Source organism: Pseudomonas sp. microsymbiont 2, assembly GCF_054788395.1.
On record NZ_CM139112.1, the window covers coordinates 4836691 to 4860873 of the forward strand.

The 24183-nt window shown below is 65.3% G+C and carries 9 protein-coding genes; all 9 read right to left on the reverse strand.

Annotated features, from left to right (window positions below):
* Positions 1-252 precede the first annotated feature (252 nt).
* The 9 genes from ACYUME_RS21870 to ACYUME_RS21910 all read right to left on the reverse strand — a co-directional run bounded on the left by ACYUME_RS21870 (position 253) and on the right by ACYUME_RS21910 (position 23903).
* The gene (locus ACYUME_RS21870; RefSeq protein ID WP_460416839.1) at positions 253-15537 is read right to left on the reverse strand and encodes an autotransporter-associated beta strand repeat-containing protein; all 15285 of its coding nucleotides are present in this window, start codon (positions 15535-15537) and stop codon (positions 253-255) included.
* Positions 15538-15907: 370 nt separating this feature from the next.
* A complete protein-coding gene (locus ACYUME_RS21875; protein ID WP_038707396.1) occupies positions 15908-16291 on the reverse strand; it encodes a YkgJ family cysteine cluster protein in 384 nt (127 codons plus the stop codon).
* Positions 16292-16485: 194 nt separating this feature from the next.
* Positions 16486-17694 (reverse strand): alanine transaminase, encoded by a 1209-nt coding sequence (alaC, locus tag ACYUME_RS21880; protein ID WP_279880646.1) that lies wholly within the window; start codon positions 17692-17694, stop codon positions 16486-16488.
* A 317-nt stretch (positions 17695-18011) separates the two neighbouring features.
* Positions 18012-18899 (reverse strand): heme o synthase, encoded by an 888-nt coding sequence (cyoE, locus tag ACYUME_RS21885; protein ID WP_460416841.1) that lies wholly within the window; start codon positions 18897-18899, stop codon positions 18012-18014.
* Positions 18900-18910: 11 nt separating this feature from the next.
* The gene (gene cyoD, locus ACYUME_RS21890; protein WP_279880652.1) at positions 18911-19243 is read right to left on the reverse strand and encodes a cytochrome o ubiquinol oxidase subunit IV; all 333 of its coding nucleotides are present in this window, start codon (positions 19241-19243) and stop codon (positions 18911-18913) included.
* The gene (gene cyoC, locus ACYUME_RS21895; RefSeq protein WP_279807011.1) at positions 19243-19866 is read right to left on the reverse strand and encodes a cytochrome o ubiquinol oxidase subunit III; all 624 of its coding nucleotides are present in this window, start codon (positions 19864-19866) and stop codon (positions 19243-19245) included. The genes cyoD and cyoC overlap by 1 nt, the downstream gene beginning before the upstream one ends.
* A 3-nt stretch (positions 19867-19869) precedes the next feature.
* The gene (gene cyoB / locus ACYUME_RS21900) at positions 19870-21888 is read right to left on the reverse strand and encodes a cytochrome o ubiquinol oxidase subunit I (RefSeq protein WP_279880654.1); all 2019 of its coding nucleotides are present in this window, start codon (positions 21886-21888) and stop codon (positions 19870-19872) included.
* A 3-nt stretch (positions 21889-21891) separates the two neighbouring features.
* Entirely contained in the window at positions 21892-22836 is a 945-nt protein-coding gene (cyoA, locus tag ACYUME_RS21905; protein ID WP_279880656.1) for a ubiquinol oxidase subunit II, read from the reverse strand.
* 560 nt (positions 22837-23396) lie between these two features.
* Entirely contained in the window at positions 23397-23903 is a 507-nt protein-coding gene (locus ACYUME_RS21910) for a disulfide bond formation protein B (protein ID WP_279880658.1), read from the reverse strand.
* Positions 23904-24183: the final 280 nt, after the last annotated feature.

The following is a 24183-nucleotide window of genomic DNA, read 5'->3' on the forward strand; positions in this document are numbered from 1 at the left end:
CGCCGCCCGCGCGGCGCATCGCGACGCAAGGCCGCTCCTACATCTGTTTCGGGCCAATGAGTCCTGTGAAAGTACCGCTGCCCGCCTTGGCGCATGTCTCAAGGCAGATGGGGCGCCAGCGGTGCCCACGCTGAAACCGCGTCAGGCAAACAAGGCGGACCAGGCAATGGCGCAGGATGGACTGGCCCGAAACAAATGTAGGAGCGGCCTTGTGTCGCGAAAGGGCTGCAGAGCAGCCCCCGGCAATCTACCTCAGAACCCCATGCTGAAGCTCACCACCACACCATGGTCGCGGTTCTCGCTGGACAGCTGCCCGGAGTAACCAACCCCCAGCTTGCCGCTCTGCCCGACCGACAGATCCAGCCCGGCCTCGACCACCGCCGCATCCTTGGCGATCGGCACACCCTCGGTGCTGAACCCGGCGCCGCCATCGATGAAGCGCAGGTCGGCATCGGGCTTGTCATCACCGAAGGCATGGCGCCAGCCCAGCGACAGCCGTGGGGTGATCTCGCTGCCGTTGTCGAGCTTGATGCGCTTGCCTGCCCGCACGCCAACGGTGGAGAACGTCACGTCCTGATCCACGCTGCCCTGCAACCGCCCTGCCCCGCCTTTCTCACGAGCGGTGTCGCTGTCGTAGTTGACATAGGCCAGCCCGGCGAACGGCTCCAGCGCGATACCACCGGCGTCGATGGCATAGCCCACTTCGCCGAACACCTGGGCGCTGCGTGCGTCGTACTTGGCTTTCAGGCGGTCGTTGTAGCCGCCCACCTCGACGTCGCGCTTGCTGTCGATGTCATGCCAGCTGTAGGCCACGCCCAGGCGCGCGGCGAAGGCGTCCATCTGGTAACCCAGGTAGGTGGTCAGGTGGTAGCTGTCCACCGACGCATCCGAGCGACGACGGTGCGCATCGATGCTCGAACGGGTGTAGCCGGCGGCGACGCCGACCTTCCACGCGTCATCCAGGGCACGGTCGACGCCGAGCATGAAGCCGGACAGGTCGCGATCGACGCTGGCATGGCTGCTGCTGCCGTCGTAGGTGCCCCAGCCGCCGATGGCGCGGATCCAGCCCACGGCCTGGCCCTGGCAACCTTCGCTGGTCAGCTGCTGGTTGGCGGTCGGCGCCAGGGTACGGCGTGGATCGTTCGGGTCGCTGCAGTCAGCCTGGCGCAGGCGATCGTTGACCGCTTCGCGGATGTAGCGCGAGTCCTCGATCAGCACGGTCGCGGTGCTGGCGTGGATCTCGCCGGACAGGCTGTCGAACGCGGCCTGGGCACTCTGGCTATCCAGCGGCAGCAGGTTTTCCACCAGTGTGGCCGGTGCGCCGGCGCTGCTCAGGGCGGTGGCCACACCACGTTGGTTGCCGGTGGCGGCGACGTCGGCGAAGGAGTTGCCGTTGCGGCTCACCGACAGGGTCACCTGGTTGGCGCCATAGTCCAGCGAGCTGTTGAGGAACGCCGAGTTGGCCAGGTTGGTGGTGGCGAAGGTGCCGTTGACCCCGCCCGCGGCGCTGACCACGGTGTACTGGCCGTTGCCGCTGGCGAGGTTGGCCACCATCAGGCTGCCGCCGAGGTTGGCGGTACCGCCGACGTTGAGGTAGTTCACCGGCGAGGTGCCCAGGTCGATGACCAGGGTGCCGCTGGCGCCATTGGTGAAGTTGCCCGAGACGTTCAGGTTGCCGGCAGGCCCTGGCAGCACGGTGCCGTTGTTGGTCAGCCCGGCGACGGTGCCGTTGCCGGTCAGCGCGGCGCCGTTGGCCACGGTCACCTGGGCGCCGAGGTTGCTGCCCGGGTTGGCGGCGTCGCCCACCTGGAGCACGCCCTGGTTGACGTTGAAGGCGCCGCTGAACGGCTGGTTGCCGGTCAGCAGCAAGGTGCCGCCACCTTGCTTGGTGGTGGTGCCAGTGCCGCTGAGGGTGCCGTTGAAGGTGCCGTTGCTGCCCTGGGCGAACACCAGGCTGGCGTTGTTGAGGATGTTGCCTTGCAGGCTGGTGGTGTTGCCGACCAGCGTGCCGCCACTGACGGTGGTACCGCCGCTGTAGGTGTTGGCGCCCGCAAGGATCAAGGTGCCGGCATCGAGCTTCTCGATACCGCCGGTGCCGACCAGCGGCGCGCTGACCGTGGCGGTGGCGCCGGCGTTGACCCGCACTGGGGCCAGGCTGCCGTCGGCGCCATTGACCGGGGTCAGGCTGCCGCCGCTGCCGGGGACCACCTGATAGCCATCGCTGAGGAACTGCAAGCCATCGAACGACTGGTTGCCCACCACGGTAACGGTCCCCGCGGTGCCGCCGAATACCGCGTAGCCGCCACTCCAGCCTTCGTTGCTGGTGCCGCTGGCGTTGGTCCAGCCGGTATTCGGGCCCCAGGTACCGCTGCCACCCCCGATGCTGCCATCGGGATTGGTCTTGCCACCGTTCCAGAACTGCAGATCTTCACCGACGTTCTGCACCACCAGGTTGATCTGGTTGGCGATGGCGGTCTGCAGGCTGAGGTCGCCCAGGGCCACGCTGCCAGGAATGGCACCGAACACCAGGCCGTTATTGGTCAGCGTGCCGCCATAGTTGAACAGTTGGTACACACCGGTGCCGAAGCCGCCGGCGTCGGTGATGTTCAGCGTGCCGTCGAGCACCAGGTTGCCATTGACCTTGACCACGGTGGTGGAGGCGGCCGGCGCGCCGAGGCTGAAGTCCAGGGCACTGCCCGAACTCAGGTCGAGGCTGCCGACGGTGAGCGGCGTGGCGCTCTGGCCTGCGGCCAGGGTGGCGCCGTTGGCGATCTGCACAGCACCGCCGTAGGTGCCGCTGCCGCCGAGACGGGCGCCGGTAGCGACCTGCACGGTGGCGCTGTCGAGGCGGCCATTGACCAGCAGGCTGCCAGCATTGACGCTGGTGGCGCCGGTGAAGGTGTTGACGCCGGTCAGCAGCAGTTCGCCGGTGCCGTTCTTGGCCAGGGTGCCGTTGCCGGTGAGGTTGCCGGTGTAGCTGCCGTTGGCGTTCTGCTCGAAGGTCAGCGCGGCGTTGTTGAGGATCGCCCCCTGCAGGCTGGTGGTGTTGCCCACGACGCTGCCGGCGTTGATCTGGGTGCCGCCGCTGTAGCTGTTGGCACCGTTCAGGGTCAGCACGCCACTGCCGTTCTTGATCAGCCCTCCGCTACCGCTGACCACACCGCCCAGGGTCAGGGCGTTGCTGCCGGCGATGGCCAGGGCGCCGTTGAGCACGGTGTCGTTGGCCAGGGTGACGGCGGTATTGCTGTCCAGCGTGGTGCCGCCAGCGGCGGTCAGCACGCCACTGCCCAGCGCGCTGTCGTTGCCGACCACCAGGGTGCCGCCGTTGAGCGCGGTGCCGCCGCTGTAGCCGTTGGCGGCATTGAGCACCAGGGTGCCGGCATCTTGCTTGGCGACGCTGCCGGTGCCGTTGAGGGCGACGTTGAGGGTGGCGGTGACGCCATTGTCGACCCGCAGGTTGGTGGCGCCGTTGCCCAGCAGCTCACCGCCCACGCCGGCATTGAGCACATAGCCGTCGGTGACGAACTGCAGGCCGGTGATGTTGTGGCTGCCATTGACGGTGACGGTGCCCGCGGTGTTCTGGAACACGGCGAAGGTATCGTTCCAGGTGCTGTTGAGCACGCCGTTGGCATCGGTCCAGTTGGTGTTGGTGGCATCCCAGGTGCCACTGCCGCCATCGATCACGCCGTTGGCGACACTTTGGCTGCCGTCCCAGAACAGCACGTTGCTGGCGCCACCGACCACCAGGTTGACCTGGTTGGCGACGGCGGTCTGCACGGTCAGGTCGGTGACCGGCACCGGGGTGGTGCCAAAGCTCATGCCGTTGTTGACCAGGCTGCCGCCGTAGGCGAACAACCGGTAGACGCCGGCGCCGAAACCGCCGATATCGGCGACGTTGAGCGTGCCACCCAGGGTCAGGTCGTTGGCGACGTTGACCAGCGGGGTGCCGCCAGTCGACGGCGCGCCCAGCGAGGCATTGAAGTTGGCACCGCTGTCGAGCACCAGGTTGCCGGCGTTCAGCGTGCTGCCGCTGACAGCCGCGAGATTGCCGCCATTGGCCACCGTCACCGCGCCGCCCAGGCTGCCGGCGCCGCTGAGGCTGGCACCGCTGGCCACATTCACCGCGCCACTGGCCAGGGAACCATCGACTTTCAGGCCGCCGCCCTGCACGTTGGTGGTGCCGGTATGGCTGTTGGCACCGTTCAGCGCCAGGGTGTCGATGCCGAGCTTGTTCAGGGTGCCGGAGCCACTGATGTTGCCGTCGAACACACCGCCTTCGACGTTGAGGCTGTTGCCGGCGGCGATCTGGATCGCACCGGTACCGCCGATGTCGCCGAGGCTGGTGTTGCCGTCGAGGTTGAGGCTGGCGCCGCTGCTGACGTTCAGCTGGCTCTGGGTACCCAGGGCGGTGGTGCCGATGGTGCTCAGGCTGCCGGACAGGATGTTGAGGATGCCGCTGAAGGTGTTGTTGCCCGACAGGGTCAGGTCGGCCAGGCCGCTCTTGTTCACTTCGCCCCCACCGCTGAGCACACCTGCCAATTGCAGATCATTGCTGCCCAGCACGTTGAGCACGCCGCTGACATTGACTGGATTGGCCAGGGTGACGGCGCTGGCACTGTCGATGTTGGCGTTGCCGGTGACCTCGAGACCGCCAGTGCCTAGCGCCGCGTTGTTGCCGACCACCAGGGTGCCGGTCTGCAGCTCGGTGCCGCCGCTGTAGGTGTTGGTCCCCATCAGCGCGAAGCGGGCCGTGCCTGTCTTGATCAGGCGGCCGGTGCCAGCGACGGTGCCACCCAGGGTCAGGTCGTTGCTGCCCAGCACGGTGAGGTCGCCCGTGGTGGTGACGTTGTTGGCCAGGGTAACCGCCTGGCTGCTGTCCAGGCTGGTACCCGCCGCCGTGGTCAGGTTGCCGGTGCCGAGCGCGGTATTGGAGCCCAGCACCAAGGTGCCGCTATTGAGCGCGGTGTTGCCGGCGAAGGTGTTGTTGCCGGCCAGCGCCAACCGTGCGTTGCCTGCCTTGACCAGGCCGCCAGCGCCGCCAATGTTGCCGTTGAGCGCCAGGTCGTTGGTACCGGCGATGGTCAGCGGACCGGCCAGGGTGATGGCATTGCCCAGGGTTACCGAGGCGTTGCTGTCGAGGGTGGTGCCCGCCGCGGTGTCGAGCGCGCCGCTGCCCAGGGCCGTGTTATTGCCGACGACCAGGGTACCGCCGCTGAGCAGGGTGCCACCGCTGTAGCTGTTGTTGCCGTTGAGCACCAGGGTGCCGGTGTCGAGCTTGTTGAGCTTGCCGACGCCGCTCAGGCCGACATCGAGGGTCGCCGTGGCGCCGGGGTCGACCCGCACGCTGGTGTCGCCACCGCTGCCGTTGATCAGGTCGAGCGTGCCACCGGTGCCCGCCAGCAGGCGATAGCCATCGCTGACGAACTGCAGGCCGTTGACCGTCTGGCTGCCCTCGACGGTGACATCGCCCGGCGTGCCCTGGAACACCGCGAAGGTGCTACCCCAGGTGGTGTTGAGCAAGCCGTTGAGGTCGGTCCAGTTGCTGTTGCCGGCGTTCCACACGCCGGTGCCGCCATCGATCTGGCCGTTGGGCACACTCTGGCTGCCGTCCCAGAACTGGATGTTCAGGCCAGCGGCGCTGACCAGCAGGTTGACCTGGTTGGCCAGGACGGTCTGCAGGCTCACGTCGCCCAGGCCCACGCCCAGTGGCAGGCTGCCGAAGTCCAGGCCGTTGTCGGTCAGGGAGCCGGTGTAGTCGAAGATGCGGTACACACCGTTGCCGAAGCCGCCGATGCTGCCGACATTGAGCGTGCCGTCGAGGGTCAGGTTGCCGCCGACGTTGAACAGCGCGGTGCCGCCGGTTGACGGCGCGCCGAGGCCGACATCGACGATCGAGCCGCTGTTGAGCACCAGGCTGCCGAGGCCCAGGGTGGCGCCGCTCTGCCCGGCCAGGTGGCCGCCGTTGCTGATCACCACCGTGGCGTTGGCGGTGCCGCTACCGGCCAGGGTGGCACCACTGGCGACCGTCAGCAGGTTGCTGCCCAGGGTGCCGTCCACTTTCAGGGTGCCGGCGTTGACCTGGGTGTTGTCGGCCAGGTTGCTGGTGCCGGTCAGCGTCAGGGTGCCGCTGCCGACCTTGGTCAGGCCGCCCAGACCGTTGATATCGCCGGCGAAGGTACCGCTCAGGTTGTTGCCACCCAGGCTCAGCACGCTGCCGATGCCGACATCGACCCGGCCACTGCCGGTCAGGCTGCCGAGGCTGGCGTTGCCGTTGAGGTTGAATTGGCCGCTGGCGCCGACGTTAAGGGTGTCGACGTTGGCCAGCACACCGCTACCGAGGGTAGTGAGCGAGCCGGCCTGAATGTCGACGTTGCCAGTGAAAGTCTTGACGCCGACCAAGGTAAGGTCGTCGACGCCGGTCTTGACCAGGTTGCCACTGCCGCCGATGTCGCCGCTGAAGATCAGCGCACTGGCGGCTTCGACGGTCAGGTTGGCACCGTTGCTCAAGGCGATGGTGTTACCCAAGGCCATGGTCGTGCTGTTGGCCAGGGTGGCGTCGGCAGTGACCGCCAAGGTGCCGGTGCCCAGCGCGCCGCTGCTGCCCAGGGTCAGGCGCCCGGCGTTGAGCTGGGTGCCGCCCTGATAGCCGTTGTTGCCATTGAGGGTCAGGTTGCCGCTGCCATTCTTGGTCAAGCCGGCAGTGCCGTTGAGCACGCCGTTGAGGGTCAGGTCGTTGCCACCGTCGACGGTCAGCCCGGCATTGAGGGTGACGTTGTTGGCCAGGGTGGTGCCGGTGCCGCTGCTCAAGGTCGAGGCCCCGGCCACGGTCAGGGCGCCCTGCCCCAGCGCGTTGTCGTTGCCGACCACCAGCCGGCCAGCGCCGAGTGTGGTGCCGCCCAGGTAGTTGTTGGCGCCGTTTAGGGTCAGGGTGGCGCTCCCGGACTTGTTCAGGCCACCGACGCCGTCCACCACACCGGTGAGGGTCAGGTCGGCGCTGCCTGGCAGGTTGAGGGTGCCTCCCAGGTGCACGTTGTTGGCCAGGGTGACGCCCGCGCCGCCTGCATCGAGGCTGGTATTGGCGTCGGTGCTGAGGTCGCCGCTGCCCAACGCGGTGTTGCTGCCGACCACCAGGGTGCCTGCGTTGAGGCTGGTGCCGCCGCTGTAGGTGTTGTTGCCGTTGAGGGTCAGGGTGGCGGCGCCGTTCTTGATCAGACCATTGCTGCCGGAAACCACGCCGTTGAGGGTCAGCGCCTGGCTGCCGCCGAGGGTCAGGTTGCCACCGGCAAGGTTGACGGCGTTCACCAGCACCAGCGCCTGGCTGGCATCGAGGCTGGCGGCACCGTTGACGGTCAGGGCTCCGCTGCCCAGGGCCCCGGCATTGCCGAGCAGCAGGCTGCCGGCCTGCAGCGAAGTACCACCGGCATAGGTGTTGTTGCCATTGAGCACCAGTTGCCCGGCGCCAAGCTTGTTCAGCGCCCCGGCACCACTGATGACACCATCGAGGGTCAGGGTCTGGGTGTTGTCGACGCCGAGAGTGACACCGGTGCCGAGGCCGATGGCGTTGGCCACCTGCAGAACGCCGGTAGTGGCCAGGGTGCTGTTGCCGGTCACCGCCAGGCTGCCCGTGCCCAAGGCGCTGTTGTTGCCCAGGGTCAAGGTGCCAGCCCCAAGGGTGGTGGTGCCCTGGTAGGTGTTGGCGGCACCAAGGGTCAGGTTGCCGCTGCCGGTCTTGCTCAGGCCACCGGTGCCGCTGATCACGCCGTTGAGCGCCAGGTTGTCGTTGCCGATCAGGCTCAGGGTGTCGTTGAGCGTCACCTGGTTGGCCAGGGTCAGCGCGCCAAGGGTGGCCAACTCGCTCGCACCGCCGACGGTCAGGGTGCCAGTGCCCAGCGCTTGGTTGTTGCCCAGGGTGAGGGTGCCGGCGTTGAGGGTCACGCCACCGGTCAGGGTGTTGGCGCCACTGAGGGTCAGGTTGGCGGCGCCGTTCTTGGTCAGATTGCCGGCCCCCGTGACCAACCCGCCCAGTTCCAGGTTGTTGCTGCCGGCGATCGTGACACCGCCCCCCAGGTTGACGGTATTGCCGATGCTCAGCGCAGTGTTGCTATCGAGCGTGGTGCCGGCTGCCGCATTGAGCTGGCCGAGCCCAAGCGCGGTGGTGCTGCCGAGCACCAAGGTGCCGGCATTGAGGTTGGTGTTGCCCAGGTTGCCATTGGAGCCATTGAGGGTCAGGGTGCCACTGCCGGTCTTGGTCAGGCCGCCGACACCGCCGATGCTGCCGCCCAGGGTCAGATTCTGCGCCCCGGCGATGGTCAGGTTGCCGGCCAGGTTGATCTGGTTGGCCAGGGTGACGTTGGCGTTGCTGCTCAGGGTGGTGCCGCCCACCGCGTTCAGGGCACCCGTGCCCAGCGCAGTATTGCTTCCCACCACCAGGGTGCCGCCGTTCAGGCTGGTGCTGCCCTGCTGGCTGTTGCTGCCGTTGAGGGTGAGCGTGCCGGCGCCGGCCTTGATCAGGCCACCGCTGCCGCTGAGCGCGCCATTGAGTGTCAGGTCGTTGCTGCCCGGCAGGGTGAGGTTGGCGTTCAGGGCGATGGTATTGCCCAGTGCCAGGTTGCCGGTGGTGTCCAGGCTGGAGGCGCCAGATATCGTCAAGCCGCCCGTGCCCAGCGCCTGGGCGTTGCCCAAGGTCAGGGTGCCAGCACCCAGGCTGGTGCCGCCGCTGTAGGTGTTGGCGTTGCCCAGGGTCAGGTTGGCGCCGCCAGCCTTAACCAGGCTGCCAAGGCCGGAGACCACGCCGGACAGCCCCAGGTCGGCGGAACCGGCGACGGTCAGGGCACCGCTGAGATTGAAGGCGTTGCCGAGGGTCACGGCGGTGTTGCTGTCCAGGGTGGTGCCGTTGGCGGTACTGACCGAGCCGGTACCAAAAGCGCTGTTGTTGCCGACCACGACCGTGCCGCCGTTGAACAACGTGCCGCCGGTGTAGCTGTTGGCACCATTGAGCACCAGGGTGCCGATATCGAGCTTGGCCAGTTGGCCACTGCCCGAGAGACCGACGTTGAGGGTCGCGGTTACGCCGGGGTCGACACGCACGGCGAAGGCGCCATTGCTGCCGTTGACCAGGTTCAGCCCACCAGCGCCGATCAGGCGATAGCCATTGGTGACGAACTGCAGCCCGGTGGCGGCCTGGGTGCCGACCACGGTGACATCCCCCGCGGTGCCCTGGAACACCGCGAAATCGTTGGCCCAGCTGCCGTTGAGCACGCCGTTGACATCGGTCCAGTTGGTGTTGCTGCCATTCCAGGTGCCGGTGCCGCCGTCGATCACGCCATTGGGCACGTTCTGGCCGCCATCCCAGAACTGCACGGTGCCGGTGGCGCCGCCAACCAGCAGGTTGACTTGGCTGCCGATGGACGTCTGCACCTGCAGGTCGCCGGGCAGCATGGCACCCGGCACATTGCCGACCAGCAGGCCGTTGTCGACCAGCGCGCCGGTGTAGTCGAACAGCCGGTAGATACCGGTGCCGAAACCGCCGAGATCGGTGACGTTGAGGGTACCGTCCAGGGTCAGGTTGCCGTTGACGTTGACCAGTGCCGTGCCGCCAGTGGCGGGCGAGCCCAGGCCGAAGTCGAGGATCGAGCCACTGTGCAGCGTCAGCGCGCCGGTGCCGAGGGTCGCGCCGCTGTTGGCCAGCAGGTGCCCGCCGTTGGCGATGTCGAGCGCGCCCAGCAGGCTGCCGGTGCCGCCGAGGCTGGCGCCACTGTTGACCTGCACGCTGGCGCTGGCCAGGGAGCCGGTTACGTTGAGCAGGCCGGCGTTGACCGTGGTGTTGCCGCCGAACACGTTCGTGCCCGACAGCTCCAGGCTGCCGGTGCCTTGCTTGATCAGCCCGCCGCTGCCGGCCAGGACACCGCTGAACACGCCATTGAGGTTGTTGCCACCCACGCTCAGATCGCTGCCTGCGCCAAGGTTCACCGTGCCGGCGCCGGTCAGGCCGCCAATAGTGGCACTGGCGCCGAGGTTGAGGCTGGCACCGGCACCGACATTGACCCCTGAGGTATTGCCCAAGGCCGCGCCGCCAACGGTGCTGATGCTGCCACCTTGCAGGTCGATGGCACCGCTGAAGGTGTTGTTGCCGGTAAGCGTCAGGTCGGACACGCCGTTCTTGATCAAGCCGCCGGAGCCGGCAAGCACGCCGCCCAGGGTCAGGTTGCTGCTGCCGCCCAGGGTCAGGTTGGCGCCGAGGTTGACGTTGTTGCCCAGGGTCAGCGCCGAGCTGTTGGCCAGGGTCGACGCGCCAGTGACGTTCAGCGCGCCGGTCCCCAGCGCCGTGGCGTTGGCCAGGGTCAGGGTACCGGCATTGAGGTTGAGACCACCGCTGAAAGTGTTGGCCCCCGACAGGGTCAGGTTGCTGCTGCCGTTCTTGGTCAGCGCGCCAGTGCCGCTGATCACGCCGCCGAGCGTGGTGTTGCTGCTGCCCGGCAAGGTCAGGGTGGCGCCGGCTCCCAGGTTGATGGCGTTGCCCAGGTTGAGCGCGGCGCTGCCCTCGAGGCTGGCATTGCCGCCCACGTTCAGGGCGCCGCTGCCGATGGCGTTGTTGTTGCCCAGGGTCAGCAGCCCGGCATTGAGGGTGGTGCCGCCGCTGTAGGTGTTGTTGCCGTTGAGGGTCAGCCCGGCGCTGCCGTTCTTGACCAGCGCGCCACTGCCGCTGATCAGGCCGCCGAGGGTGGTGGCATTGCTGCCCAGCACGGTCAGGGTATTGCCGCCCAGGCCGATGCCGTTGGTCACCGCCACCGCGGTACTGGCATCGAGGTTGGCGTTGCCGCCCAGGGTCAGGGCGCCGATCCCCAGCGCGGTGTTGCTGCCGAGGGTGAGCGTGCCGGCATTGAGCTGGGTGCCGTTGGTGTAGATGTTGTTACCGCTGAGGGTCAGGTTGGCGTTGCCGTTCTTGACCAGCGAACCAATACCGCTGACCACGCCGCCCAGGGCCAGGTCGGCGCCGCCATCGATGGTCAGGGGGCCGGCGATGGTGACGTCGTTGGCCAGGCTCACCGCGGTGCTGGCATCCAGGTGGGTGCCGGCCAGTGTGTTGAGGGTACCGGTACCCAGTGCGGTGTTGCTGCCGACTACCAGGGTGCCGTCGTTGAGGCGGGTAAGGCCGCTGTTGCTGTTGTTGCCGGTCAGGGTCAGGGTGGTGGCGCCGTTCTTGGTAATGCCACCGTTGCCGGCGATGGTGCCGCTCACTGTCAGGTCGTTGCTGCCGGGCAGGATGAAGTTGCCGGCCAGGTTCAGTGCGTTGCCAATGTTCAGACCGGCCACGCTGGTGTCCAGGGTGGTGTTGTTGGCGGCATTGAGCGCGCCGGTACCCAGGGCGGTGTTGCTGCCGAGCACCAGGGTGCCGGCGTTGAGGGCAGTAGCACCGCTGTGCGTGTTGTTGCCACTGAGGGTCAGGGTGGCGCTGCCGCTTTTGATCAGGCCGCCGGTGCCGCTGAGCGTGCCGGCCAGGGTCAGGTTGCTGGTGGTGGGCAGCGACAGGTCGGCGCCCAGGTTGATGGCGTTGTTCAGGGTCATCGCCGTCGAATTGGCCAGGGTGGCGGCGCCGCCGATGTTCAGCGCGCCGGTCCCCAGTGCCGCGGCGCTGGCCAGGGTCAGGGTGCCGGCGTTGAGGTCGAGGCCGCCGCTGAAGGTGTTGGCGCCGCTCAGGGTCAGGTTGCTGGCGCCGTTCTTGACCAGGCCACCGGTACCACCGATCACGCCGCCGAGGGTGGTGGCATTGCTGCCCGCCAGGGTCAGGGTATTGCCGGCGAGGTTGATGGCGTTGCCCAGGTTGAGCGCTCCGCTGCCGTCGAGGCTGGCATTGCCACCCAGGGTCAACGCACCTGTGCCAAGGGCGTTGCTGTTGCCCAGGGTCAAGGTGCCTGCGTTGAGGGTAGTGCCACCGCTGAAGGTATTGTTGCCGTTGAGGGTCAGGCCGGCGCTGCCGCTCTTGACCAGCGCGCCGGTGCCGCTGATCTGCCCGGTCAGGGTGGTGGCGTTGCTGCCCAGCACGGTCAAGGTGTTGCCGCCCAGGCTGATGGTGTTGGTGGCCGCGACCGAGGTGCTGGTGTCGAGGTTGGCATTGCCGCCCAGGGCCAAGCCACCGATGCCCAGGGCCGTGTTGCTGCCGAGGATCAACGTGCCGGCGTTGAGCTGGGTGCCGTTGGTGAAGACGTTGTTGCCGCTCAGGGTCAGGCTGGCGTTGCCGTTCTTGACCAGCGAGCCGATGCCGCTGAGCACGCCGCTCAGGCCCAGGTCGGCGCTGCCGTCGATGGTCAGGGGGCCGGCGATGATGGCGTTGTTGGCCAGGCTCACGGCAGTGCTGGCGTCCAGGTGGGTGCCGGCGGCGGTGTTGAGGGTTCCTGTGCCCAGCGCGGTGTTGCTGCCGACCACCAGGGTACCGCTGTTGAGGAAGGTGGAGCCGCTGTTGGTGTTGGCACCGGTCAGGGTCAAGCTGGTGTTGCCGCCCTTGGTGATGCCGCCAACGCCGGCGATGACGCCGCTCAGGGTCAGGTCGTTGCTGCCAGGCAGGTTCAGGTTGCCGGCCAGGGTCAAGCCATTGGCGATGTTCAGCCCCGCGACGCTGGTGTCCAGCGTGGTGTTGGCGGCGGCGTTGAGCGCGCCGCTGCCCAGCGCGGTGTTGCTGCCGAGCACCAGGGTGCCGGCGTTGAGCGCGGTGACGCCGCTGTGGGTGTTGGCGCCGCTCAGGGTCAGGCTGGCGCTGCCGTTCTTGATCAGGCCACCCGTACCGCTGAGATTACCGGCCAGATTGAGATTGTTGGCGCCGGCCAGGGTCAGGTCGGCGCCGAGGTTGACGCCATTGCTCAGCGTCATCGCCACGGCGTTGGCCAGGGTCGAGGCTCCGCCGACGGTCAAGTCGCCCGTGCCCAGGGCCGCCGCGCTGGCCAGGGTCAGGGTACCGGCATTGAGGTTCAGCCCGCCGCTGAAGGTGTTGGCGCCACCCAGGGTCAGGTTGGTGCTGCCGTTCTTGATCAGTGCTCCGGTACCGCTGATCACCCCGCCCAGGGTGGTGGCGCTGGTGCCCGCCAGGGTCAGGGTGTTGCCGGCCAGATTGATGGCATTGCCCAGGTTGACCGCCACGCCCGCATCCAGGCTGGCGTTGCCACCGAGGGTCAGCGCACCGGTACCCAGGGCATTGTTGTTGCCCACGGTCAGCACGCCGCCATTGAGGGTGGTGCCGCCGCTGAAGGTGTTGCTGCCATTGAGGGTCAGGCCGGCACTGCCGTTCTTGACCAGCGCGCCGGTACCGCTGATGACCCCGCCCAGGGTGGTGGCGCTGGTACCCAGCAGGTCGAGGGTGTTGGCGCCGAGATTGACCGCGTTGCCCAGGTTGACCGCAGTACTGGCGTCGAGGCTGGCGTTGCCGCCCAGGGTCAGCGCACCGCTGCCCAGCGCGTTGCTGTGCCCTACCGTGAGCTTGCCAGTGTTGAGCGTCAGGCCGCCGCTGAAGGTGCTGTTGCCGTTCAGGGTCAGGTCGCCGGCGCCATTCTTGACCAGGGCGCCGGTGCCGCTGATGACGCCGCCCAGGGTCATGGCGCTGGTGCCGAGCAGGTCGAGGGTATTGGCCCCGAGGGCAATCGCATTGCCCAGGCTGACCGCACCGCTGGCATCGAGACTGGCATTGCCGGTCAGGGCCAGGCCACTGGTGCCAAGCGCGGCGCTGTTGCCGAGGGTGAGCTTGCCGGCGCCGAGCGTGGTGGTGCCGCTGTAGGTGTTGACGCCATTGAGGATCAGGTCGGCCGCCCCGTTCTTGGTCAGACCGCCCGTACCGCTGATGACGCCGTTCAAGGTCGCCGCGTTGCTGCCCGGCAGCGTGAGGGTGTTGCCGCCCAAAGCGATGGCGTTGCCCAGCGTGAGCGGCGCGCTGCTGTCGAGCGTGCCATTGCCGGTGAGGGTCAGGGCGCCGGAGCCAAGCGCGCCGTCATTGCCTAGCGTGAGGATGCCGCCGGCCAGCGTGGTACCGCCGCTGAAGGTGTTGAGGCCGTTCAGCGTCAGGTTGCCGGTGCCACTCTTGGCCAGCGAGCCAGTGCCGCTGAGCACGCCGCCAAGCGTCAGGGCGTTGCTGCCGGGCAGCGTCAGCGCCGCGTTCAGGGTCACGGCGTTGTTCAGCACCAGCGGTACGCTGCCCTGCAGGCTGCCGGCGCCGCTGACGGTCAGGCCACCGCTGCCCAGCGCTGCGGCGCTGGTGAGGTTGAGGCCGCCAGCGGCCAGGGTGGTGCCGCCGCTGTAGGTATTGGTGCCGCCCAAGGTAAGCAGGCCGGCACCGGTCTTGGTCAGGCCGCCGACCCCGGAGATCACGCCATTGAGGCCCATGTCCGTGGCGCCGCCGACGTTCAACCCGGCATTGAGCGTCAGGTTGTTGGCCAGGTTCAGCCCGCCGACGGTGCCCGCCAGGCCGCCGCCATTGACGGTGATGGCGCCGGTACCGAACGCGCTGGCGTTGTCGAAGTTGAGCTGGCCATCGTTGAGGGTGGTCTGGGTGGTGCCGTTGAGCACCTGGCCGATCAGGCTCCAAGTGCCGGCGTCGACGATCAGCCGGTTGAAGTTGATGTAGTTGGCGGCGTTGATGGTGCCGCTGCCACTGGTACCGCTACCGCCACCAATGACGTTCTGCAGCGCCAGGGTGTTGGTGCCACCGGCGCCACCGTCGATCTTGCCCGCCGCCGCGAAGCCAAGGTTGGGGTTGCTGGTGACCAGCAACGCCACGCCGATCCCCAGCCCGGCACTGACGCTGGAGCCGGTGATGGCGTTGAAGCGGTTGGTGCTGCCGGCCCCCATCGACAGGCTGCCGGTGATGGACCCCGCGTTGGTGAAGGTGTTGCCCGTCGTGGAAGCTTCGAACGCCGCCCGCCCGAGGATGGTGCCGGTGTTGGTGAAAATCACCCTGCCGCCGCCGGTCACCGCGATCACCGGGGTGTCCTCGCTCAAGATCGAAAGCCCCGCCAGGGCCGAGGAACCGATCGACCCGGCGTTGCTGATGGTGGTGGTGCCGCTCGCGCCGTTGCGGGCATCCAGCGCCATGCCGGTAAGGTTGAGCAGGTTCAGGCCCAGCAAGGCACCCGTGCCTTTGATCACCCCAGAGGCATTGTTGGTAATGGTCAGGTTGCCGCTGTTGCCGGTGTTGCCCATCAGCACCGCGGTGGACTGGATGCTCAGCAAGCCCAGCAAGGTCGGATCGATGGTGCCGGAGTTGGTCAGCGTGTTGCCAGTACCCGCCAGCGACAGCGAGGTGCCGCCGACGCCCAGCAAGGTGCCCAACGAGGCGCCTGGGTTGACGGTCACGTTGAGGTTGTTGCCGCCATTGGTATAGCTCGGCGCCAACGGGTTGGCCGCGCCGTTGCAGGTGATCGTGGCGCCTGCCGCGGAACAGACGGCCAGCGCCTGCTCACTGCTCAGGCCGAAGGCCAAGGTTCCGACGGCCAGGCTGACGGCAAGCGACAATTGCGAGATACGGGCGGGCGAACGGGGGGCGGCACGTCTGTCCACGGAGAGCTCCTTCGTGGATCAGGCAATTCAGTCCTTGAATGCGTGTACTGCGGGGTGCAAGCGAGACGCGAAACACGCGACGGCCGAAACGCCTGATCAATGGCTAACAGGTTTCCTTTGCAGGAATGTGTAGCCGCTCAGGAGCCGGGAGTAAGGCGTCGGAGCCGATCAAATGGTGTTAATACTTTGTCGAGGCGGCACGTGATTCGCGGGTTTCAGCCACTTATCCATTGGATCCAACCGACGAACGGTCAGCGATTGGGCCCCTATGGGAGCAGGTTTACCCGCGAACGCGTTACTCGGCGCAACGGCATATTCGCGGATAAACCCGCTCCCACAGGCTCTGTTTTGTGCCCATGGAGCGCCAGCGTCAGGCGACCTCCGCCCCATCGTCCGGCCAGTGGGGTTCGTTGGCGCCAGGTGGCGTCAGCGGCGGCAGGCCGTAGGCCGCGCGGGCATCATCGCAACTGGGGTTGTGCACACCGTTTTCCCACGACGCCTCGAACTCGCGGCATGGGCTGGAGCGGTTCTCGTAGATGGAGCACGCCACTTGCGTGCCGATCTCGCCGCCCAGGCTGACGCAACGGCAGGGCTTGGCGTCGGTGCCGATCATGGCGACACGGGTCGGGTTGATCTGCACCACCAGATCGTCGGGCACCAGGCCGCCGGCGGACTGGCACTCACCCCAGAAGAAAGACACACGAAAGTAGCCGCAGCAGGCGCCGCAGGTCAGGCAAGGATTCTGTTCGGACATGATGGCCAGGAAGGGAGGTTGTTGTTATCCGGGCGAGCGCCCGCGGCGCTATTTGTAATCCAGGCGCGAACGGCTGAGAAGAGGGGGGAAGCAAAAAAAGATCGCCGCTGATCGGCGCAAAAGCATCGCGGGGCAAGCCCGCTCCCACGCCTGCACGTGGGAGCGGGCTTGCCCCGCGATTGGCCAGGTCCTGCTTACTTGCCGGTCAGCCCATCGGCCCGGAACATCTGGCGGATACCGCGAATGGCCTGGCGGATACGGTCCTGGTTCTCGATCAGGGCGAAGCGCACATGGTCATCGCCATAGTCGCCAAAGCCGATGCCTGGAGACACGCAGACCTTGGCTTCGGCCAGCAGCTTCTTGGAAAACTCCAACGAACCCAGGTGCGCGTACTGCTCGGGGATCTTCGCCCAGACATACATCGACGCCTTGGGGTTCTCGACCATCCAGCCCAGCTCGTGCAGGCCCTTGACCAGCAGGTTGCGGCGCTGGCGATATTGCTCGGCGATGTCGCGCACGCACTGCTGGTCTCCTTCCAGCGCGGCGATGGCCGCGACCTGCAAGGGGGTGAAGGTGCCATAGTCGTGGTAGCTCTTGATCCGCGCCAGGGCGCTGACCAGCTCGGGGTTGCCGACCATGAAGCCGATACGCCAGCCGGCCATGTTGTAGCTCTTGGACAAGGTGAAGAACTCCACCGCGATGTCCTTGGCCCCCGGCACCTGCATGATCGACGGCGCCTTCCAGCCGTCGTAGACGATGTCGGCGTAGGCCAGGTCATGCACCACCAGCACATCGTACTGCTTGGCCAACGCCACCACGCGTTCGAAGAAATCCAGCTCGACGCACTGCGCGGTCGGGTTGGACGGGAAACCGAGGATCATCATCTTCGGCTTGGGGATCGACTCGCGGATCGCGCGTTCCAGCTCGTTGAAGAAGTCCACCCCCGGCACCAGCGGCACCGACCGGACCTGGGCGCCGGCGATCACCGCGCCGTAGATGTGGATCGGGTAGCTGGGGTTGGGCACCAGCACCGTGTCGCCGTGATCGAGGGTACCGAGCATCAGATGCGCCAGGCCCTCTTTCGAGCCAATGGTGACGATGGCTTCGCTTTCTGGGTCGATCTCGACCTCGTAGCGTTCCTTGTACCAGTTCGAGATGGCCCGGCGCAGGCGCGGGATGCCGCGCGAGGTGGAGTAACCATGGGTGTCTTCACGCTGGGCGACCTGCACCAGCTTCTCGACGATGTGCGGCGGCGTGGCGCCATCGGGGTTGCCCATGCTCAGGTCGATGATGTCCTCGCCACGGCGGCGGGCGGCCATCTTGAGTTCGGCGGTGATATTGAAAACGTACGGGGGGAGACGATCGATGCGCGCGAAGCGGCGCGGCGAACCTGGGTTGGCCATGCTTTCCTCTGGAGACGTAAGCGCCCGGAACCGTCCGAGCGACGCTGGCCGCTGTGACGGCCTGAATCAGAAGATAGTGCCGAAACACGATTAATGCAAAAGATAATTTCCTGTTTTTATTAAATATTTCAGATGTATTTTTTGAAAATCAAAGATTTATGTTTTCAGGGCCGGCCTTTTCGCGGGTAAACCCGCTCCCACAGGGTTGGCGCGATCCCTGTGGGAGCGGGTTTACCCGCGAAAAGGCCGGCACAGGAGAACAGGCATAAAAAAACCCCGGCACAAGGCCGGGGCTTTTCTTGCAACAGGTAGCGGTATCAGCGTGCGTAGGTCATCAGCACATCGGCCGCGGTCTGGCTGTCCACCGACATCATCACGCTCAGGGCGGTGACGGTGAGGATGGAGAAGCCGAACACCTTGCGTGCCCACTTGCTGTCGTCCTCGGCCTTGTAGCCACCCCAGGCCATGTACAGCCAGTACAGGCCCATGGCGGCCGCCACGGCGAGGTAACCCAGGCCGGCGTAGCCGCCGAGGGTCAGCATCAGGGTCGCCAGGACGAAAGCCAGCACGTACAGCACGATCTGCTTCTTCGCCGCGAGGATACCGCGCGCCACCGGCAGTACCGGAATGTTGGCGGCGCTGTAGTCCTTGAAGCGGAAGATCGCGATGGCGAAGCTGTGCGGCATCTGCCACAGGCTGAACATCACCAGCAAGGTCACCGCGGCCAGGTCGAAGCTGTTGCTCACGGCGCAGTAGCCGATCACCGGAGGCATGGCACCGGACAGGCTGCCGACCAGGGTGCCGTGCACCGATTTGCGCTTCAGCCACAGGCTGTAGAAACCGACGTAGACGATGAAGCCGACCAGGGCGCAGAGCGCCGCCAGCGGGTTGGCCTGGACATACAGCAGGCTGAAACCCGCCACCCCGAGCAGGGTGGCGTAAAGCAGCGCGAAGGGCAGCGACATGCCGCCCTGGACCATGACGCGGTTCTTGGTGCGCTCCATCTTCTGGTCGATGTCGCGGTCGATGCAGTTGTTGAACACGCATCCGGACGCGACCACCAGGGACGTACCGATCACCACCGCCAGGAACAGGGCGAAATCCACATGGCCCTTCGAGGCAAGGAAGAAACCGCCTGCCACGGAAAGCACGTTACCGAAAATGATCCCCGGTTTGGTGATTTGGATAAGGTGCTTAACGGACATGCAGTCTTACCTCACTTGGCCATCATTTCGAAGTGGATGCTGAACATGATCCACAGCGACAGGCCGACCAGCAGTGCGATGACCAGCACGGTGAACAGGAACGTCGACACGTTGGAGCGCTGCTCTTTCGAGCGGTCCATGTGCAGGAAGTACACGAGGTGTACCACCACCTGGATGACGGCCATGGCCACCACGATCAGGACGGTCAGGTTCTTCGGCAGGGTCGGGAACATCACCAGGCCGAACGGGATCGCGGTCAGGATGATCGAGAGCACGAAGCCGATCATGTACGACTTCACGCTACCGTGGTTACCCTCGTGATGAGTGTCGTGTGCGCTAGCCATTACAGAACCCCCAGCAGGTAGACGACGGTGAACACGCAGATCCAGACCACGTCCAGGAAGTGCCAGAACAGGCTCAGGCAGCTCATGCGGGTCTTGGCGGTCGGCGTGATGCCGTGCTTGTTGATCTGATACATCATGATCGCCATCCAGATCAGACCGGCAGTCACGTGCAGACCGTGGGTACCGACCAGCGCGAAGAACGCCGACAGGAAGCCGCTGCGCTGCGGGCCGTAGCCCTCGGCGATCAGGTGATGGAACTCATAGATTTCCATCGCGATGAAGGCCGCGCCGAACACGAAGGTCACGGCCAGCCAGCCCAGCACGCCGGCTTTCTTGCCGTCGAACATCTTCAGCATGGCGAAGCCGAAGGTGATCGAGGACAGCAGCAGGAACGCGGTTTCGACCAGCACGAAGTCGAGCTGGAAGATGTCATGACCCGACGGGCCGCCGGCGAAACCGCCGGACAGCACCGCGTAGGTGGCGAAGAGCGACGCAAACAGGATGCAGTCGGTCATCAGGTACAGCCAGAAACCGAGTACGGTCATCTGGCCCGAGTCGTGGTGGTGGTCATCGTGCGCATGGTCATGGCCATGCGCGCCACCGTGGATTACTTGACTGGACATTGATTACACCCGTTCAAACGATTCGACACGTGCGCCGGCAGGCAGAGCACCTGCTTGGGCCAGCGCTTTCATGCGCTCGCCTTCGATGCGCGCCACTTCTTCGGCCGGAACCATGTAGCCCTGGTCGTCACGCGCGGCGTGGCGAACGAAGACAGCGATGGTCGCAACCAGGCTCGCGCCCACCAGCCACCAGATGTGCCAGATGAAGGCGAAGCCGAACACGGTCAGGAACAGACCCATGAACAGGCCGGTAGCAGTGTTGCTCGGCATGTGGATCGCTTCGTACTTGGCAGGCGCCTTGTAGGCGACACCGGCTTCCTTGGCTTCGTGCCAGGCGTCCAGGCCAACTTTCTCAGGCATGTGAGCGAAGTTGTAGAACGGAGGTGGCGACGAAGTCGACCATTCCAGGGTACGGCCGCCCCATGGATCGCCAGTGACGTCCATGTTGTCCTTGCGGTCGCGAACCGAGACGTAGATCTGGATCAGCTGGCAAGCGATACCGAACAGGATCAGCACGGCGCCGACCACGGCTACGTACAGGTAGGGTTCCCACAGCGGGTTGTCGGAGTGGTTCAGACGACGGGTCATGCCCATGAAGCCCAGGGCGTACAGCGGCATGAACGCTACGTAGAAGCCGGAGATCCAGAACCAGAAGGCAGCCTTGCCCCACTTCTCGTTCAGGGTGAAACCGAAGGCTTTCGGGAACCAGAAGGCGAAGCCGGCGATGTAGCCAAATACCGCGCCACCGATGATCACGTTGTGGAAGTGGGCGATCACGAACAGGCTGTTGTGCAGAACGAAGTCGGCACCTGGAACAGCCAGCAGGACGCCGGTCATGCCACCGATGGAGAAGGTGACCATGAAGCCCAGGGTCCACATGATCGGCGCGGTGAAGCGCAGACGGCCCTGGTAGATGGTGAACAGCCAGTTGAACAGCTTCACACCGGTCGGAATGGAGATCAGCATCGTCGCCAGGCCGAAGAAGGTGTTGACGCTGGCGCCGGCACCCATGGTGAAGAAGTGGTGCAGCCAGACCGCGAAGCCAAGGATGGCGATCGCGCCCGAGGCGTAGATCATCGAGTGGTGACCGAACAGGCGCTTGCCCGCGAAGGTCGAGGTGACTTCCGAGAACACGCCGAAGGCCGGCAGGATCAGGATGTAGACCTCAGGGTGACCCCACGCCCAGAACAGGTTGACGTACATCATCGGGTTCCCACCAAGCTCGTTGGTGAAGATGTGGAAGTCCAGATAACGGTCAACGGTCAGCAGGGCGAGTGCGGCGGTCAGGATCGGGAAGGAAGCGACGATCAGCACGTTGGCCCAGGTGCAGGTCCAGGTGAAGATCGGCATGTCCATCAGCTTCATGCCAGGGGCGCGCATCTTCATCACGGTGACGAGGAAGTTCACGCCGGTAAGCGTCGTACCCAATCCGGATAGCTGTAGCGCCCAGATGTAGTAGTCGACACCCACCCCAGGGCTGTACTGGATACCCGCGAGCGGCGGATAGGCAACCCAGCCGGTCTTGGCGAATTCGCCAACGCCCAGCGAGATGTTGACCAGCAGCACGCCTGCCAGCAGCAGGTAGAAGCTCAGGGAGTTCAGGAACGGGAAGGCAACGTCACGCGCACCGATCTGCAGCGGAACCGCGAGGTTCATCAGGCCGGTGAAGAACGGCATCGCCATGAAGATGATCATGATCACACCGTGGGCGGTGAAGATCTGGTCATAGTGTTCAGGCGGCAGGTAGCCTTCGGAGCCACCGGTGGCGGCGGCCAGCTGGGTACGCATCATGATGGCGTCGGCGAAGCCGCGCAGCAGCATGATCATAGCGACGATGATGTACATCACGCCGATTTTCTTGTGGTCGACCGTGGTCAGCCACTCGGTCCACAAGTAGGTCCACTTGCGGAAATAGGTGATGGCACCAACGACGGCGATACCACCGAGCGCGATCATGGCAAGCGTCACCATGACTATCGGCTCGTGATAGGGTATCGCCTCCAGGCTTAATTTACCGAACATCTCTTACTCCTCTGCACCGGCAGCTGGTTGCATACTCGATTCCACACCCTTGGTTGTGGCCAGATCTTTGCTGCCTGCTTCTTCGTGGCTCGGACGACCGCGGTTCATGCCTTCGTACTTGTCGACGATGCGCTGGAACTGGTCAGCCGGCGCCTCGCTATACAGCTCGACCGGGTTGTTTTCGCTTGGTTTGGCCAAGGCGTCGTATTCGGCCTTGTCCAGTTTCTTCGGCGATGCCTTCACTTCAGCGACCCATGCATCGAAGTCGGCTTGCGAAGTGGCGACAGCCTTGAATTTCATACCGGTGAAGCCGGCGCCGCTGTAGTTGGCGGAGATACCGTCGAACACACCGTTCTCGTTGGCGATCAGGTGCAGTTTGGTGGTCATGCCAGCCATGGCGTAGATCTGGCCGCCCAGACCCGGGATGAAGAAGGAGTTCATCACGGCATCGGAGGTAACGCGGAAGTTGACCGGGGTGTTAGCCGGGAAGACGATCTTGTTGACCGTGGCGATGCCCTGCTCCGGGTAGATGAACAGCCATTTCCAGTCCAGCGCGACCACGTCGATCTGCACCGGCTTCACATCGGAATCCAGCGGACGGTACGGGTCCAGCTTGTGGGTGGAGTGGTAGGTGACGTAGCCCAGGGCAATGATGATCAGGATCGGGATGATCCACACCGCGGCTTCGATCTTGGTCGAGTGCGACCAGTCGGGGGTGTAGGTGGCGGCCTTGTTGGAAGCACGGTACTTCCAGGCGAACGCCAGGGTCATGATGATCACGGGCACGACCACCAGCAGCATCAGGCCGGTGGCGATCAGGATCAGGTTCTTTTGCTCAATGCCGACCTGGCCCTTCGGATCGAGCAGGGTCCAGTTGCACCCACTGAGTAAAAGCATGCCTAAAAAGGGCAATATGCCAAACAGTCTGGGGTAACGCTTTTTACTCATCTCACGACCTCTAGATCAGCTTGCTTCAATGCAATTTGTGTTTTGGTAGCCAACACTTCGTCCTGCCAAGTGCGGCAATTCGCGCCCGTACTCGCTCCTGCCCGGGGTCCGACTGCAGGACCTTGGCGTCAAGCGTGTTAGCGGTGCTTATGGTTTCGTAGGCAACAGGCCTGTACTTCAGACCAAGTCCATTTGGTGCGGGAAAACGCGGAGGGGGGTCCGCCCGGTATCGCCGTTGGGCGAAACTTGTCGAAGTCAGCAAATGGAAAGCGCTGCGGCTTCCATCAATCCTGCGACTCGCAAGCAGTGCCGAACGGAAATTGGGGGCGATTGTAGATAGGTCGATAGACCTTGACTATGACTTATTGAGCAACAGTCTTTTACAGAATGCGTAACAATGCTGCTCAAAAAATCAACTTCGCGACAGTTTGTCGCACCCCGCTTGATAGCCCTGAAACCCTTGCTGCGCAAGGGCTAAAGCCTGACCTGGATCAACTGCGGGGAAAGATTTCCGACTTATCTCGCCGCGCAACAGACCTGGGTCAACTCGGGACTTTGGTCTAAGCGCGACGACGGTTGCGGTAGATGCCCAGCGGCACCAGGATCGCCGTCAGCACGAACGCCACCAGGGCCCACTGGGCGAGGGACAGGCCAAGGATCGGCGGGTACGGCGTGGAGCAGAAACCGTCGACCTGGAACGCCAGCGGCCAGAGCTTGGCCAGGGGCAGGTCGTCGACGATGGGCTGGAGCGTGTCGATGCCGCAGCTGACCATCGGGTTGGCGAGTATATACACATGGTTGCCGGCCGCAACGATCCCGCCGATGGCGCTGAGCACCACCAATGCCTCGAAGAAGGTCAGGCTCTTGCGCCCCGGCATAGCGGCGGCGATGAAGGCGAAGACCGCGATGAACAGCAAGGCATAGCGCTGCAGGATGCACAGCGGGCACGGCGCCTCGCCCAGCACCACCTGCATGTACAGCGCGCCGCCGATCAACGCCAGGCAGATCACGCCGAGAAGCACCAGAAAGCGCCGTTCCCGATTCAGGCGCGATGTGAGTTCGTTCATTGCCGGTTCCTTCGATGGAGAGTGGCAGCGCTGGCTGCCCGGGGGCGCCAAGTCTACACGCTGGAGATGACCTGTGAATGCATCGAGGGGGCGTGCGCGGCTATCCATTGATGACCTAGGACCGAGCGGGTCGGTTTCGGTTCAACTGCCGCGGATGAAAAACACGGCAGCCCGAGCGCCGGACAGGGCCAAGCCCCTCGACACTCAGGAGTGAAGGATACAGTGATTAAAGGAGGATTAAAGATGAACGCAGGTGTAGCCGCGTTCATCTCTTTCTATA

Excerpts from the sequence above, each read along its gene's own strand:
- ACYUME_RS21875 (WP_038707396.1), bottom strand. The coding sequence starts at position 16,291 with ATGTCCGAACAGAATCCTTGCCTGACCTGCGGCGCCTGCTGCGGCTAC.
- alaC (WP_279880646.1), bottom strand. The coding sequence starts at position 17,694 with ATGGCCAACCCAGGTTCGCCGCGCCGCTTCGCGCGCATCGATCGTCTC.
- cyoE (WP_460416841.1), bottom strand. The coding sequence starts at position 18,899 with ATGTCCGTTAAGCACCTTATCCAAATCACCAAACCGGGGATCATTTTC.
- cyoD (WP_279880652.1), bottom strand. The coding sequence starts at position 19,243 with ATGGCTAGCGCACACGACACTCATCACGAGGGTAACCACGGTAGCGTG.
- cyoC (WP_279807011.1), bottom strand. The coding sequence starts at position 19,866 with ATGTCCAGTCAAGTAATCCACGGTGGCGCGCATGGCCATGACCATGCG.
- cyoB (WP_279880654.1), bottom strand. The coding sequence starts at position 21,888 with ATGTTCGGTAAATTAAGCCTGGAGGCGATACCCTATCACGAGCCGATA.
- cyoA (WP_279880656.1), bottom strand. The coding sequence starts at position 22,836 with ATGAGTAAAAAGCGTTACCCCAGACTGTTTGGCATATTGCCCTTTTTA.
- ACYUME_RS21910 (WP_279880658.1), bottom strand. The coding sequence starts at position 23,903 with ATGAACGAACTCACATCGCGCCTGAATCGGGAACGGCGCTTTCTGGTG.